At 67.2% G+C, this 14,886-nt stretch carries 15 protein-coding genes; 11 read left to right on the forward strand and 4 right to left on the reverse strand.

Annotated elements, in window-relative coordinates:
* The first annotated feature begins 1 nt into the window (after position 1).
* The 5 genes from ACSQ9E_RS09540 to ACSQ9E_RS09560 all read left to right on the forward strand — a co-directional run bounded on the left by ACSQ9E_RS09540 (position 2) and on the right by ACSQ9E_RS09560 (position 4,139).
* Positions 2 to 718: an ABC transporter ATP-binding protein gene (locus tag ACSQ9E_RS09540; RefSeq protein ID WP_436217566.1), complete on the forward strand. Its 717-nt coding sequence runs from the start codon at positions 2 to 4 to the stop codon at positions 716 to 718.
* Positions 719 to 747: 29 nt separating this feature from the next.
* Positions 748 to 1,305, forward strand: a complete 558-nt coding sequence (locus ACSQ9E_RS09545; protein WP_436217567.1) for a MarR family winged helix-turn-helix transcriptional regulator — start codon at positions 748 to 750, stop codon at positions 1,303 to 1,305.
* Positions 1,306 to 1,334: 29 nt separating this feature from the next.
* Entirely contained in the window at positions 1,335 to 2,294 is a 960-nt protein-coding gene (locus ACSQ9E_RS09550; protein WP_436217568.1) for a PDR/VanB family oxidoreductase, read from the forward strand.
* A gap of 42 nt (positions 2,295 to 2,336) precedes the next feature.
* Positions 2,337 to 3,452 (forward strand): Rieske 2Fe-2S domain-containing protein, encoded by a 1,116-nt coding sequence (locus ACSQ9E_RS09555; protein ID WP_436217569.1) that lies wholly within the window; start codon positions 2,337 to 2,339, stop codon positions 3,450 to 3,452.
* 183 nt (positions 3,453 to 3,635) lie between these two features.
* Positions 3,636 to 4,139, forward strand: a complete 504-nt coding sequence (locus ACSQ9E_RS09560; RefSeq protein ID WP_436178733.1) for a GNAT family N-acetyltransferase — start codon at positions 3,636 to 3,638, stop codon at positions 4,137 to 4,139.
* A gap of 26 nt (positions 4,140 to 4,165) precedes the next feature.
* Here ACSQ9E_RS09560 and ACSQ9E_RS09565 read toward each other — a convergent pair whose 3' ends face one another.
* Entirely contained in the window at positions 4,166 to 5,905 is a 1,740-nt protein-coding gene (locus ACSQ9E_RS09565) for a hypothetical protein (protein ID WP_436217570.1), read from the reverse strand.
* Positions 5,906 to 6,025: 120 nt separating this feature from the next.
* On the opposite strand from ACSQ9E_RS09565, the gene ACSQ9E_RS09570 reads away from it, so the two are divergent.
* Complete coding sequence (locus tag ACSQ9E_RS09570; protein WP_436217571.1) at positions 6,026 to 6,490, forward strand: VOC family protein; 465 nt, start codon at positions 6,026 to 6,028, stop codon at positions 6,488 to 6,490.
* A 100-nt stretch (positions 6,491 to 6,590) separates the two neighbouring features.
* Here the strand turns inward: ACSQ9E_RS09570 and ACSQ9E_RS09575 are convergent, their stop codons facing one another.
* A complete protein-coding gene (locus ACSQ9E_RS09575) occupies positions 6,591 to 7,211 on the reverse strand; it encodes a GNAT family N-acetyltransferase (RefSeq protein ID WP_436217572.1) in 621 nt (206 codons plus the stop codon).
* Between the two features lie 53 nt (positions 7,212 to 7,264).
* Positions 7,265 to 8,164 (reverse strand): LysR family transcriptional regulator, encoded by a 900-nt coding sequence (locus tag ACSQ9E_RS09580; RefSeq protein WP_436217573.1) that lies wholly within the window; start codon positions 8,162 to 8,164, stop codon positions 7,265 to 7,267.
* A 117-nt stretch (positions 8,165 to 8,281) separates the two neighbouring features.
* Here ACSQ9E_RS09580 and ACSQ9E_RS09585 point away from each other — a divergent pair, with 117 nt between their 5' ends.
* The 5 genes from ACSQ9E_RS09585 (at position 8,282) to ACSQ9E_RS09605 (ending at position 13,001) form a co-directional block, all read left to right on the forward strand.
* Positions 8,282 to 9,286, forward strand: a complete 1,005-nt coding sequence (locus tag ACSQ9E_RS09585; protein WP_436217574.1) for a tripartite tricarboxylate transporter substrate binding protein — start codon at positions 8,282 to 8,284, stop codon at positions 9,284 to 9,286.
* A 26-nt stretch (positions 9,287 to 9,312) separates the two neighbouring features.
* Complete coding sequence (locus ACSQ9E_RS09590; RefSeq protein ID WP_436217575.1) at positions 9,313 to 10,218, forward strand: alpha/beta fold hydrolase; 906 nt, start codon at positions 9,313 to 9,315, stop codon at positions 10,216 to 10,218.
* Between the two features lie 33 nt (positions 10,219 to 10,251).
* Positions 10,252 to 11,670, forward strand: coding sequence for a 3-isopropylmalate dehydratase large subunit (gene leuC / locus ACSQ9E_RS09595; RefSeq protein ID WP_436217576.1), 1,419 nt, complete (start codon positions 10,252 to 10,254; stop codon positions 11,668 to 11,670).
* The gene (gene leuD, locus ACSQ9E_RS09600; RefSeq protein ID WP_428000408.1) at positions 11,667 to 12,320 is read left to right on the forward strand and encodes a 3-isopropylmalate dehydratase small subunit; all 654 of its coding nucleotides are present in this window, start codon (positions 11,667 to 11,669) and stop codon (positions 12,318 to 12,320) included. Before leuC ends, leuD begins: the two co-directional genes overlap by 4 nt.
* A gap of 117 nt (positions 12,321 to 12,437) precedes the next feature.
* On the forward strand, positions 12,438 to 13,001 hold the full coding sequence (locus tag ACSQ9E_RS09605; RefSeq protein WP_436178724.1) for a YcxB family protein: 564 nt from the start codon (positions 12,438 to 12,440) through the stop codon (positions 12,999 to 13,001).
* Positions 13,002 to 13,043: 42 nt separating this feature from the next.
* Here the strand turns inward: ACSQ9E_RS09605 and ACSQ9E_RS09610 are convergent, their stop codons facing one another.
* A complete protein-coding gene (locus tag ACSQ9E_RS09610; RefSeq protein ID WP_436217577.1) occupies positions 13,044 to 14,723 on the reverse strand; it encodes a hypothetical protein in 1,680 nt (559 codons plus the stop codon).
* Positions 14,724 to 14,886: the final 163 nt, after the last annotated feature.

Genomic DNA, 14,886 nt, shown 5'->3' on the forward strand with positions numbered 1-14,886 from the left:
CATGAACTCCTCACCTGTGCTGAGCCTGCAGAACGTGGTGGCCGGCTACGGCCCCACCACCGTGCTGGACGGCCTGTCCTTCGACGTGCATGCCGGCGAGCGCCTGGCCATGATCGGTCGCAACGGCGTGGGCAAGACCACCGCGCTGCGCGCCGTGATGGGCCTGGTGCCGCTGCGCAGCGGCAGCCTGCATTTCAAGGGGCAGGACATTGCCGCGCTGCTGCCGCACCAGCGTGCCGAGCTGGGCCTGGGCTATGTGCCGCAGACGCGCGACATCTTCCCCTCGCTGACGGTGGAGGAGAACCTGCTGGCCGGCCTCAAGCGCCGCCCGCGCAGCGCGCTCGACGAGGCCTACGCCCTGTTCCCGCGCCTGGCCGAACGCCGGCGCAACGGCGGCACCCAGCTGTCGGGCGGCGAGCAGCAAATGCTGTCGGTGGCACGCGCGCTGCTGGGCCGGCCCACGCTGCTGTTGCTCGACGAACCGCTGGAGGGCCTGGCCCCGCTGATCCGCCAGGAGCTGCTGCATGCGTTCGCCCAGATGGCGCAGCAGACCGGCATCGCCACCATCATCGTGGAGCAGCAGGTGGACGAAGCCCTGCGCTACGCCCAGCGTGCTGTGGTGCTGGACCATGGCACGGTGGTCCATGAAGCTGGCGCCGCCGAGCTGCTGGAAGACGAAGCTACGCTAGAGCGTTGGGTGGGCATGGCCGTCCACTGAAAACCCTCTTACTCCGTATTGAATCGACTATGACCAAAAAGAAAGCCAGCAAGCCTTCCGACGTGCAGCTCCCCGACGCGCAGAGCGTGGTGGACCTGGAGCGCTACGTACCGGCCTACCTGACCTGGATCGCCAACAAGCTCTCGCGCGGGGCCTCGCAGCACTACCTGGAAATTTTCGACGTGGGCATCGAGACCTGGCGCTGCCTGGTGCTGCTGGCCATCGAGGGTTCCATATCGGCCCAGCAGGTGTCCAAGGTGATCGGCATGGACAAGGGCTCGGTGAGCCGCTGCTTCAAAGGCATGCAGGAGCGCGGGCTGATCACCACCGAGCTGGACAAGACCGATGGCCGCCTGCGCATCGCCGTGCTCACACCCGAGGGCCGCGCGCTGCACGGCCAGATCATGGGCATGGCGCTGGAGCGCGAGCGCGCCTTCCTGTCCGTGCTGGACCAGGGTGAAGTGGACCTGCTGCTGAGCATGTTGCGCCGCCTGCACGAGAACCTGCCCGCGGTGGATGCCGCCACGCAGGACTATGCGAAGAAGCACTTTCCCAAGCCAGCCAGCCAGCACAAGGCCGGCGACTGAGACAACCCGGCGACCACGCCACCCCCACCATGAACGCAATGCAAGTCATCGTCCGCAGCCGGCGCGCAGAAGCCGAAGGCATCTGCAGCTTCGAGCTGGTGCACCCCGAGGGGCAGGCCCTGCCGGCCTTCACGGCCGGCGCCCATATCGACGTGCACGTGGCTCCTGGCCTGGTGCGCCAGTATTCGCTGTGCAACCACCCGGCCACCGTTGACCACTACCGCATTGCCGTGCTGCGCGAAGCGGCCTCGCGCGGCGGGTCGGCGGGCATGCACGAGCAGGTGCAGGTGGGCCAGGCGCTCACCATCAGCGCACCGCGCAACCATTTCGGGCTGGCGCCTGGCGCACGCCACAGCCTGCTGCTGGCCGGCGGCATCGGCATCACCCCCCTCTGGGCCATGGCGCAGGCGCTGCACAGCGCGGGCGAGAGCTTCGATTTGCATTATTGCGGCCGGGCCGCTGCCCGCATGGCCTTTGTGCATGACATGGCGCAGGCCCCGTTCGCCGCCCAGGTGCAGGTGCATGCCGACGATGGCCCCGAGGCCCAGCGCTTTGATGCGGATGCAGTGCTGGCCCACCCCGAGGCCGGCACCCATCTCTACGTGTGCGGCCCCGCCGGCTTCATGAACCATGTGCTCGATACCGCGCGCCGCCATGGCTGGCCCGAGGCGCAACTGCACCGCGAATTCTTTGCCGGCACCGCCACCGCGCTCGCATCGGACGGCAGCTTCGGCGTGCGCCTGGCCAGCTCCGGCCAGACATTCCAGATCCCTGCGGGAAAGAGCGTGATCGAGGTGCTCACGGCCGAAGGCATCGATGTGCCGTACTCCTGCGAATCCGGCGTGTGTGGCACCTGCCTGACCCGGGTGCTCGAAGGCGTGCCCGAGCACCGCGACACCTTTCTGACCGAGGCCGAGCGCGCCGCCAACGACCAGTTCACGCCGTGCTGCTCCAGGGCGCTCACGCCGCTGCTGGTGCTGGAACTCTGAGCACCACCACCCACCATCCCTGACGACAAGAGGAGACATCCCATGAACACCCCCACCGCCTGCATCCCCTTGAGCGAGATCAAGACCAAGCCCTCCACCAGCGCCGCAGCCCCGGACCCAGGCCGCTTTCCGCTGGACCAGTGGTACGTGGCCGGCTTCTCGTCCGAGCTCGTGGACAAGCCCATCGCGCGCACCTTCCTGGGCCAGAAGGTGGTGCTGTTCCGCACCGGGGCCGGGCAGGTGGCCGCGCTGGAAGACCGCTGCTGCCACCGCTCTCTGCCCCTGTCGTGCGGCACCGTGGAGGGCGCGGGCGTGCGCTGCGGCTACCACGGCATGCTGTACGCGCCCAGCGGCCAGTGCATCGAGATCCCGGGCCAGGAGCGCATTCCGTCCAAGGCCAGGGTCCGGGCCTACCACGTGGTCGAGAAGAACCAGATCGTCTGGATCTGGATGCCCCGAGCCGAAGGCACCGAGCCCGCGAAGGCCCCCCCGGACTACCCCTACCACGACGACCCGCGCTATAAATTCGGCAGTGGCAACTACCACTACCAGGCGCCCTGGCAGCTCATCCACGACAACCTGCTGGACCTGAGCCACCTGGGCTATGTGCACCTCAAGACCATTGGCGGCAACGCGCGCCTGCACATGAATGCCGAGATGAAGGTCACTTCCGAAGGCGACGGCGTCAAGGTCGTGCGCCTCATGCCTGGCTCCACCCCGCCGCCCACCTACAAGGCCGCCTGGCCCTTTGGTGAGCAGTGCGACCGCTGGCAGGAGATCGAGTTCGACGTGAGCCACCTGCGCATCTGGACCGGTGCCGTGGAGCCCGGCACCGACGCCATCGACGACCCCGGGCGTGGCGGCTTTCACATGCGCGGCTTTCACGGCATCACCCCCGAGACCGACGACACCTGCCACTACTTCTGGAGCATGTCGAGCACCAAGCACCCCGACATGCCCGACAACATCGAGGCCGTGATCGAGCAGACCGCCTTCACCTTCGACGAAGACCGCGCGATCATCGAGGCCCAGTACCGCAACATGCTGCAGTTCGGCGAGCGTGCCACCTGGACCGACATCCACGTGGACGTGGGCGGCAACCGGGCGCGGCGCATCGTGGCCAAGCTGCTGGAGCAGCAACGGGGTGGGGCAGCCTGAGCGAGGGCGGCGCACCTGTGGCGTGTGCTGGCTAAGAGCGGCTAACAAAACTCAGCGAAGCGGTTCTGGCTAGGCGCTGCGTCGCAGGCAGTACGAGCAGTACGACAAGACGCAGCAACGACGCCAGAAGAGTTTTGTTAGCCGCTCTAAGATGGCGGCCCATCCCAGTCACCGCCGAGCCTGATGCCATTGCACATCGAACAAGCCAGCGCCTCAGATCTGCAGGCCGTCATCTCCACCCTGCAGGAGGTTGCGCAGTGGCTGCAGAACGCCGGCCGGCCCCTGTGGTCTCCCACCGAATTCGGCCCTGAGCGCGTGTCGCGCGAGGTCAGCGCTGGCGCCTACTGGCTTGCCCGGCCCGATAGGAGCCGCTCCGAGGCGGCGGGCGTGATGCGCCTGGACCTGGAAGACCCCCACTGCTGGCCCGAGATCGCGCCCGGCACCTCGGTCTATCTGCACAAGCTTGCGGTGCGCCGGGCCTGGGCGGGGCAGGGCGTGTCCACCGCACTGCTCGACTTTGCGCGCGAGCGGGCGCGGGCACTGCAGCTTTCGCATCTGCGGCTGGACTGCGTGGCGGACCGCAAGGCGTTGCGCACGATCTATGAGCGCTTCGGGTTCGTGCTGCACAGCGAGGTGCCCAAGGGTAACTGGGCGTTGGCGCGGTATGAGCTGGCGGTGGCTTCCTGACAGGATTCGGGTGCGCAGCCGGGGCCCTACGCCGTTCCCCAATCCCCCAGCACCATCCCATTCCACTCCCGCAACGTCTTCTGCTTCTCGTCATCCGCCAGCGCATTCGCCTCCTGCTGGCGCTTGAGTTCCTTGAGCAGGGGCAGCAGGTCCGTCTGCTTCGATTGCTGGCGGGCCGGATCGGCCGTGTTCTCGGTGATCCGGTTGTTTTCCACCTTGAGCGACTGCAGCGATTGCGACGCGGTCTGGGTGACCAGTGCGCGCACCGGCTCGTCCTTCTCGTAGGCCAGCTCCACCTGGGTGCTGCTGCTGTCTTCCACCTTCTTGTAGTAGTAGTTCTGCGTGGCGGAATCGGAGGTCAGCTTGAGCTTGGCCGAAGGTCCGTCGAGCGATTGGTGGAAGGACGCCAGCAGCCTGGCGGTCTGGGTCTGGGTGACGGCGCGGTTGCCGGGCGAGGTGCCTGAGACCTGGGTGGACTGGTTGAGCGTGTACTCGAAGCTGTCCACCTCCTTGAGGCGGCGCGGGTTCGAAGCGCGGCGGGTGGCAGTGATCGAGGCGTTGAAATCCGCCAGGCCTGTGAGCAGGCTCTGGTCCTCTTCGCTGAAGGCGCCTGCATCGCGGTTCAAGTCCACGGACTGGGTTGGCCCGAGGCCGGTGGTGGTGCGGCTGCCTGAGGCGCCTGCTGCCGACCCGTAGCTGCCGTTCATGGCCGTGAAGCTGGACTTGAAAAGCGCCACCAGTTCCGCGTCTGCATTGCCGCGCTGGGCAGCCTTGTCGATGCGGCCCAGGTATTGCTGCACGGCATAGGCCTTCTGGTCCACCGTGCCCCACAGCGCGCTCTGGCGCAGGTCGGTCTTCATGGCCACCGTGCCCTGGGGGGTCTTGATCTCGATCTCGCGGTTGCTGGCGTCGGCCGTGTAGCGGACGCCCAGCTTCTGGATGCGCGAGCCGTTGTCGTCCACGCCATAGAGGCTGGTCTTGAACTCGACCTTGCCCAGCAACTGGGTGTCAAACTTCGACAGGCCTTCCAGGTCCAGCGTCGGCGGCTCGCCCACCAGGCCCTCTATGGCCTGGTCGAAGCCCTTGGCCAGTGACTGCAGCGCCTGCTTCTCCTGTGGCGTGAGATCGCCCTCGACATCGATCTGCACCGCGATGCCCGAACCCGTGCCGATCGGCTCGCGCTGGTCGGCAATCGAGATGCGAACCGTTGCGCCCGACTGGGTCTTGATGGTCAGCTCGGCACTGGCGCTGGGCCGGGACTGGATGGCCCACAGCGCATCGGTGGCCTTGCCCTGGATCTTGCCCGGCGAGTAGGTTGCGCCCACATTCACGATGGTCTGCCGGTAGCTGGCGCCCGTGCTGGCCACCTGCTCCAGCAGGGCCGAGCCCAGCCCGGCAAACCGGGCCTTCTCTGTGGTGGCACTGGCGTTGCGGCCGATGATCTGGTCCACCGCCGTGGTGGGTGCCTGCTCCCACACCTGCATCTGCCCGTTGCGGGTCTGCAGGTTCGCCAGTGCCTCGTAGGTCACGTCCACTGCTTCGAGGGACGCGGGGTACTGCGTGACGTGGAGAAAGCGGGTGTCGCCGGTGGCCGATGGTGCAATCGCCGGTGGGACAGATGCAGTGAATCTCGTGGCCGTGGCGACCGCTGCGCCCCCTCCACTGGAGGCTGTTGCAGGGACCGTGCTCGATGCGGTGGAGGCTTTGATGGCGGCACTCTGTGTGCCCAGGGCTGCTGCCGGAGAGGAAAGACTGACGGCGCTCATTTTCTGGTTCTTGGTTTGTTGATGCGGTTCCGGCTGTTTTCGGCAGGGCTTGAGAAAACTGAAGGTCCTGGCCTGTGCGAAGCTCTGCACCCTTGAAAAAATGAGGAGTGATGGCAAGCCATGGATCTGAAATTCAGCCACGTCGATGTTCTGGTCAGCAACCTGGAGGAGGCCTGCGCCTACTATGCCGGGGTTTTCAGCGCCCGGGTCTCCAAGACCCAGGTATGGGAGCGCGGTGGCCTGCATGTGCGCTATGCCGTGGTGATGTTTGGCACCGAGCGCTTCATGCTCGTGCAGCCCATTGCCGGCAACTTGAAGGCGCTGATGGACACCCAGGGCGAGGGCACGATCTACCGCCACTGCTACTCCACCCCTGACATCGAGGCGGCCTACGATGAGCTGGTGGCCGCCGGTGTGCAGCCGGAAGACGAGCATGGCAAGCCCCTGGCGCGTGGCGATCTGCAGTCACCCAGCGGCGCGCGCATCCTGTGGCTGCCCAGGCGCTTTGGCCATTTTTCGATCGAACTGCTGGAAGAAAAAGAGCTTCAGCGCTTCATCGAGGATGCGTTTGCGGGCGTTGCATGAACCCAATGGGGCTCAAGGCCTGGCAATGAAGGCCTGTTTGCCATGCCGGTCAAAGCCCGCAGATTCATAAAAACGCAGCGTGGCATAGGGCCTGTTAACACTAATTTCGGGGATCGCGTTGCCCGGCCTGGGGGCTGGATGCAAGGCGCGCGTGCGCAGCAAGGTAGGAACCTTGCAAGCGCGGGCAACGCCGCAGACGGCCCCCAGGCCGGTCAACCCGAAGGGAAGGCCCTTGCCGGCCTGCCACTCGTCGTTGCGCTCCTTGCGTGTGCACATGCACACGCTGCGTCGCGCGCCTAGATTGGCAGGCCGGCAAGGGCCTTCGCGACCCCGAAATTAGTGTTAACAGGCCCTTATCCTTGCGTCCGGTCATCAGCATCACCTTGTAGCAGCCCTGCGCCCACGCGAACGCAAGGGCATCTTGCAGCATGGCCCTGGCGTAGCCACGCCCGCGATGGTCGGCATGGGTCACTACGTTCTCGATCAAACCATACGGCCTGCCGCCGCGCGTGAGGTTGGGGATGACCGTGATGGTGCAACTGGAGACCAGCTGGCCATCCACATAGGCACCCACATACCGATAGCGGCCGCTGCCCTGCAGTTCATCCCAGATCCGCTCGGCCGTCCCGCCGTCGGGCGGTAGGTCATCGTCAGCATGCAGGTGCGTGTAGAGCGCCAGCAGCTCCAAGAGTTCTGATCGTGCGATGGGGCGGATCTCCATGCCTGTGTGCTCCCTTGCTGTGTGCCTGCATTCTGCATCCGTGCGCCGGCTGCTTACGCCACCCGCCGTCCGCCAAACCACTCCCCCAGAAAATCCGCCAGCGCCCGCGTCTTGGCAGACAGGTCGCTCTTGGTCGGATACACCAGCGTCACGTCCGCCGCGGGCAGCGCCCAGCCCGGCAGCACCAGTCGCAGGCGGCCTGAGGCGAGGTAGGGCGCCACGTCCCAGTGCGAGCGCATGAGCACGCCATGCCCGTCCAGGGCCCAGGTGGTGGCAGCGGCACCATCGTTGGTGCTGAGCATGCCACGCACCTTCACGGTCTCCTGCCTGTCCCCCTGGTACAGGTGCCAGGTGCCATAGGTTTCGTCGCTCTCGCGGATCACGATGCAATGGTGGGCCAGCAGGTCGGCCGGCTGCGTGGGCTCGCCCGCCTGGGCCAGGTAGGCGGGCGACGCGCACAGCACGCGCTGGTTGGCCATGAGGCGGCGGGCCGTGAGGCGCGAGTCGGGCAGGTCGCCGAAGCGCACGGCGGCGTCGAAGCCTTGCTCCACCAGGTTCACGGGCCGGTCGGTCAGGTGCAGTTGCACCTCCACCTCGGGGTAGGCGCGGGCAAAGGCCGACAGGGCAGGGGCGATGTGCACGCGGCCAAAGCCCAGCGTGGCGGCCAGCTTGATGAGGCCGCGCGGCGAGCTGCGCGCGCCGGCCACCGTGCGCTCCAGCGCCTCCAGGTCGCCGAGGATGCGGGCGCCGTCCAGCAGGTAGGTCTCGCCCTCGGGCGTGAGGTGGATGCGCCGGGTGGTGCGGTGCAGCAGGCGTACGCCCAGCCGGTGCTCCAACTGGGCCAGGCGCCGGCTGACCGCGGGCGGGGTGATGCCCATCTGCTGTGCGGCAGCGGCCAGGCTGCCCTCCTTCATGAGCAGGGCAAAGAAGCGCAGGTCCGAAAAGCCATCCATGGGTGCTTGATTCGTGCTTTGAATTTATGAATGAAGTAATTTTGACGGTATTTATGGCTTTGCACATCACTCATAAGATCCATCCACAACAAATAACCATCTGCAGGAGACAAATCCATGACTGATTTCCCGTCCCGTTTTCCAGGCCGCCGGCTGGCTTTGGCGGCAACCGCTGCCGCCACGCTGGCACTGCTGTCGCCCGCCGCGGCCCTGGCCCAGGCGGCCGGCTACCCCAACAAGGCCATCAAGCTCGTGGTGCCCTATGCCCCCGGCGGCAGCGCCGACATCGCCGCCCGCCTGGTCACGGACGAGTGGGGTAAGGCCCTAGGTGGCTCGCTGTTCATCGAGAACAAGGGCGGTGCCGGTGGCAACATCGGCGTGGACATGGTGGCCAAGGCCGCACCGGATGGCTACACCATCGGCCTGCAGACCGTGTCGCTGGCCATCAACCCCGGCCTCACGGCGAAGATGCCCTACGATACTTTGAAGGACCTGGCGCCCATCGGCCTCGTCGCCAGTTCGCAGCACGTGCTGGTGGTCAACAACGCACTGCCGGCCAAGAACATCAAGGAATTGATCGCGCTGCTCAAGGCCAAGCCGGGGCAGTACTCCTACGGGTCGGCCGGCGCAGGCAGCACCTTCCACATGTCGGCCGAGCTGTTCAAGGCCGTGGCGGGCACGCCCATCGTGCACATCCCGTATCGCGGCGGCGGCCCGGCCATGATCGACACCATGTCGGGCCAGGTGGCGCTGAGCTTTCCCGTGCTGTCGGCCGCGCAGCCGCATGTGCAGGCCGGCAAGCTGCGGGCACTGGGTGTCACGGGCACCAAACGCTCGGCGCTGATGCCTGATGTGCCCACCATTGCCGAGGCGGGCCTGCCCGGCTACGCTTTCGAAACCTGGTTCATCGTGTTCGCGCCAGCGGGCACACCCAAGCCCGTCATCGACAAGCTCAACGCCACCTTGAACCAGGCGCTCAACACCCCCGCGCTCAAGGAGCGTATGGCCAAGGACGGCTTCGATCCCATCCCATCGACGCCCGAGCAGGCGCGCGCACGGCTCGAAAAGGAAATGCCGCAGTGGGCCAAACTGATCAAGGAGCGCGGAATCACTGCCGAGTAGACCCGCGCCGAAACTCCAACGACACCATGACCACAACGACCCCGCTCTTCCCCGGCTTCACCCCCTGCCGCGTGCCCACACCCGACGGCCAGCACATCCACGCGCTGGTGGGCGGCACGGGCCCGGCCCTGCTGTTGCTGCACGGGCACCCGCAGACCTCGGCCATCTGGCACAAGGTGGCGCCGGTGCTGGCGCAGCACTTCACGCTGGTGCTGGCGGATTTGCGGGGCTATGGCGATTCGGCGAAACCTGCCGGTGATACGGAGCATGCGCTTTACAGCAAGCGCACCATGGCCGCCGACATGCTGGCCGTGATGCAGCACCTGGGCCACCCGCGCTTCACCGTGCTGGCCCACGACCGCGGCGCCCGCGTGGCGCACCGCCTGGCAGCGGACCACCCGGCGGCCGTGCAGCGCATGGTGCTGCTGGACATTGCCCCCACGCTGGCCATGTACGAGCAGACCAGCAACGCCTTCGCGCGCGCTTACTGGCACTGGTTCTTTTTGATCCAGCCCGCGCCGCTGCCAGAGCGCCTGATCGAGGCCGACCCCGCTGCCTATGTGCGCGACGTGATGGGCCGGCGCAGCGCGGGCCTGGCCCCGTTCGACCCGCGGGCCCTGGCCGAGTACGTGCGCTGCCTGGCACTTCCCGGCACGGCCCATGGCATCTGCGAAGACTACCGCGCCGCCGCCGGCATCGACCTGGTGCACGACCGGGCCGACCGCGACGCGGGCCGCCTGCTGCCCATGCCGCTGCTGGCCCTGTGGGGCGAGCAGGGCGTGGTGCACCAGTGTTTCAAGCCCCTGGCCGAATGGCAGCGCGTGGCGACCGACGTGCGCGGCCATGCGCAGCCCTGCGGGCACTACATCGCCGAGGAAGCGCCGGATGCGCTGCTCGAAGCGGCTTTGCCCTTCCTGCTGGATGGCCGATAGGCAAGAACCTACACAACAAAACCAACGATGACCATGACCACCCCCACGACGCTCTACCAGAAGCTGGTGGCATCGCACACCGTGGCCGTTCTGGACGAACAGAACGTGCTGCTCTTTTGCGACCTGCACCTGATGAACGAATACACCAGCCCCCAGGCCTTCGCCGGCCTGCACGATGCCGGGCGCGGCGTGCCCGTGCCTGGGCAGAACGTGGCGGTGGTGAGCCACATCATCCCCACGCACCCGGTGCGCTGGCGCACCATCCAGGACCCGCCTTCGGCCCTGCAGGCCAGCAACCTCAAGGCCAATTGCGACCGCCACGGCATCCCGCTGTTCGACACCAACGACCCGCTGCAGGGCATCGAGCATGTGATCGCGCCCGAGCACGGCATGGTGCGCCCGGGCATGGTCATCATCTGCGGCGACAGCCACACCACCACTTACGGCGCCCTGGGCGCCTTGGGCTTCGGCATCGGCACGTCCGAGGTGGAGCATGTGCTGGCCACCCAGACCCTGGTCTACCGACTGGCCAAGGACATGCGCATCCGCGTGGATGGGGTGCTGCCCAGCGGCACCACGGCCAAGGATCTGATCCTCATGGTCATCAGCCGCATCGGCGCGCAGGGCGCGCGCGGCTATGTGGTGGAGTTCTGCGGCAGCGCCATCAGCGCGCTTTCGGTGGAGGCGCGCTTCACGCTGTGCAACATGGCGGTGGAGGCGGGTGCGCGCGGCGCGCTGATCGCCCCCGACGCCACTGCCATCGATTACGTGCTGGCCAAGGCCCCGGACATCACGGGCGACGTACGCACCCAGGCCCTGGCCCACTGGGCCACGCTGTACAGCGATGCAGGTGCCGTGTTCGACGTGGAGCATGTGTTCGACGCCAGCGCCGTGGCCCCCTTCGTCACCTGGGGCACCAGCCCCGACCAGGCCATGGCCATCAACGCCACCGTGCCCCGGCCCGAGGACATCACCGACGCCGTGCAGCGCAGCAGCGCCGAGCAGGCCCTGCGCTACACCGCGCTCACCGGTGGCCAGCCGCTGGCGGGCGTGCCGGTGCAGCATGTGTTCATCGGCTCGTGCACCAACGCGCGCATCGAAGACCTGCGCGAGGTGGACCGCATCGTCGGCAGCCGCCAGGTGGCCAGCGGCGTGCGCGCCATGGTCGTGCCCGGCTCGGGCGCCGTGAAGGCCCAGGCCGAGGCCGAGGGCATTGCCGGGCGCCTGGTGGCCGCCGGCTTCGAGTGGCGCCAGCCCGGCTGCTCCATGTGCCTGGCGATGAACGACGACGTGCTGGCCCCCGGCCAGCGCTGCGCCTCCACCACCAACCGCAATTTCGAGGGCCGCCAGGGCCGGGGCGCCATCACCCACCTGATGAGCCCGGCCATGGCCGCAGCCGCCGCGATCACAGGCTGCATCACGGACGTCAGGACTCTGGAGGTGACTGCATGACCGCCGACAACAACAACACCACCGTGCGCGGCCAGGCCGCCTTGCTCGACATCGCCAACCTCGACACCGACCAGATCATGCCCAAGCAGTTTTTGCGCGGCATCGACAAGGCGGGCCTGGCGCCTGGCCTGCTCTACGACCTGCGCTTTGACGGCGCGGGCCAGCCGCGGCCCGACTTCGTGCTCAACCAGCCGGCCTTTGCCGGCACCGACGTGCTGCTGGCCGGCAGCAACTACGGCTGCGGCTCCAGCCGCGAGCATGCCGTGTGGGGCATGCAGCAGTACGGCTTCAAGGCCATTGTGGCATCGAGCTTTGGCGAGATCTTCTACTCCAACGCCATGAACAACCGCCTGCTGCTGGCCATGGTGAGCGAGCCTGATGCCCAGGCTTTCATGCTCGAGGCCCGCGCCAGCGCCGGCCCGCTGGCCCTGGAGATCGACGTGGAGCAGCGCCAGGTGCGCACGGCGGGCCACAGCGCACCGTTCACCATCTCCGAGCGGCACCGGCGCATGTTCCTCGACGGGCTGGACGTGATCGGCGCGTCGCTCACTTACCAGGATCAGATCAACGCCTTTGCCGCGCAGCACTGGGCGGCGCAGCCCTGGGTGAAGGATGTGGCGCGGTTGACGCGGGACCGGCTGGGGGCGTGAGGGCACAGCGCAAATTCTGCCGGCAACCGTGAGATTGTTCCGCTTGCGGCCGCCGTAGCAGGGCGGCGGGTGGGTTGCCCCCTATAGTGGGGTGACACATTGCCCCAAGCCGCACCCATGCAATCCTTTTCCCTTACGCGCAGCGACTATGTCGATCTGCAAAAACGCATCCTGGCCAATGCCAAGGCCCAACTGCGGCGTGGTGCTGGCAGCAGTGATCAGCGCAGTGAAAAAGCCGCAGACGGGTCGGGACGATGGTGGTTGCCCCTGGTGCTGTGGGGTGCCTCCGTCGTGCCGCTGGTGTTCGTGTTCCGCTGGCTGGAGTCGTTGCCTGACATGGGCAGCCATCTGGCGGTGGGGGCTGTGGGCATCGTGGTCGGTGCATTGGCCTTCTGGGCGCTGGTCGGCAGCGGCACCCGTTCGCTCCAGAATGCCATGTTCGAGGACGACGGCTATTGCCTTGCGCCCCAGTCCCTCGACATACGGGCCGACTGCATCGAGCAGCGATCGGATGCGGCCCACAGCCTTTGGCAGTGGGCCGGCTTCAAACGCCGGCAGGAGAGCGATACGCTCGTGTTCCTGTTCGTGGACAACGCCGTGTGCCTGCCAGTGCCCAAATCCATCCTCACACCCGAAACCTATGCGCTCATCGAACAGCGCGTGCCTCTCCAGGGGGACTGACGATTCTTCACCCCCCGGGCCAGCCCGCCTGGGGCCATCGGTTCAGACTCCGAACACCTTGAGCACCGAATCCGCCAGGCCCTCCAGCCATCGGGCCGGGCCGCCCTGGTGCTTGCCGGGGTGGGGCATCTCCTCGTACACATAGAACCCCTGGTCGCCCTCGAAGGAATCGTTGAGCAGTGCCTGCTTGCCACTCAGGTAGGCGATGAAGGTCTCGCACCGGCGCGTGGAATAGCCCAGATTCGCGTTGAAGCCGATGGTCGCCGCCTGGCTGATGGCGCGGCCCGCATCGGCCGGTTCCACCCGCACGCCCCGGCAGCCCTGCACGATCAACTGTGCGGGGCCGTGGAACGCCAGGTAGCGCAGTTGCAGCGTGAGCCAGGCATGCAGGCTGCCAAGCCGCCAGTGCGAGGTGATGCGCACCGGCATGCCGCGCTGCTGCAGCACGCCCACCAGGTTGTGTGGCTGCATCACCAGGGCCGCGCCCGCGGGCAGCAGCAACACGCCGATTTCACTGTGGGCGTCCTGCGTGGCCGATACCACATAGGTTGCGGGTGCGGCGGCGCGGATGCGGGTGAGAGCCACCATGCCTGATGCCAGGCTGGTCAGCGGGTAGCGGGGATTGAGCAGCCAGCAGGTGTCTGTATGGCCCGCGATGGATGCGCTCTGCAGAAAGTCCGGGTGTACCAGCAGCTCGTGGCCGGCGTCCACCACCACCTCGCGCGACACCGCTGCGTGGCCTGATTCCAGCGCCAGCTCGCCCAGGCTGTCCGGCAGCAAGCGCACGGGAGGGCGCCGCGCGGCCAGCGGCGCGAGCACGAAGTAAAACAGCACCTTGATGGCCAGCGGCGTGAGCATGGCACCCAGCAGTATCAGCAGCGCCGTTGGCATGATCTCCAGCAGCGGGGCCGACAGCCTGCCAAACCAGTTGCCGGCACGCAGCTCCTTCAGCGCCGCCTGCCGTTCGCGCAGTGGCGCAAGCAAGGCGTCTATCTCGCTGCGGTCCGGCGCGAACGCCTGCAGGGCTGGCAGCGGCTGTATCTCCTGCACCAATGCCAACTGGCGCTGGTAGTCGCCGTCGGCGCGGCGGTTGTCTGCCAGCAACTGGTCCTGCAGCGCCCTCAATTGCCCGCACTGGCGGTACTCGGCCGATCCGATGCCCAGCCGGCATGCCACGGGATGGCTCTGCTCCAGCGCCTCCCGCTCCCTTTTTGCGGCCTGCCATTGCGTGTACACACCCTGGTGGATGAGGCGCAGCCGCTCCAGCTCAGCCCGGCGCGACTGCGCCGACTGGGTCGCCTGCAGCCGCAGCCGCAGTTCCTGCAGGTACTTGCGCTCCGCGTCGAGAAGGTAGATTTCGGCATCCAGCCGCATGCCTGCCAGCTGGTGCTCCAGGATGGGCTGGCCTTTGAGCAGGGGGCCGAGCTCGCTGGCCTTCTGTCGCTCAAGCTGCTTGCGCCGGGTCTCCTGGTCCACCGCGTCGATGCGCTCGCCCAGGGCGCTCAGCGATGCGGACGATAGCCTGGCCACGCGCTCCTGGCTGGCGGCGGCAAGGGCGCTTGCATCGCGCGCGATGCGCTGGTCGGCCCCCGCCAGTTGCCCTATCTCGGCCCGCGATGACTGGTATGCCTGCCACTCGGCCCAACCCCACCGGCCCAGCAGCAGCACCGCGCAGATCAGCACGAACGACAGCAGGTGGCGCAGCAGGAACCGGGCGATCATTGCAGCAAGAGTGGTCAAGAGCGGGGCCTTTCGTCGTGGTGAAAGCGATGTATCCCAACGCCTCTACAGGCGTGGGTTGCCACGCGTACCCGCCGGCAAGCGAGCCCAGACTGTGCCACGGCCGCGCAGCCTCCGAGCATGACCCACCAGTTGGCCGGCAGAT

It is taken from the genome of Acidovorax sp. LjRoot118, assembly GCF_964253575.1.
In the GTDB taxonomy this organism is placed as follows: Bacteria; Pseudomonadota; Gammaproteobacteria; order Burkholderiales; family Burkholderiaceae_C; genus Acidovorax.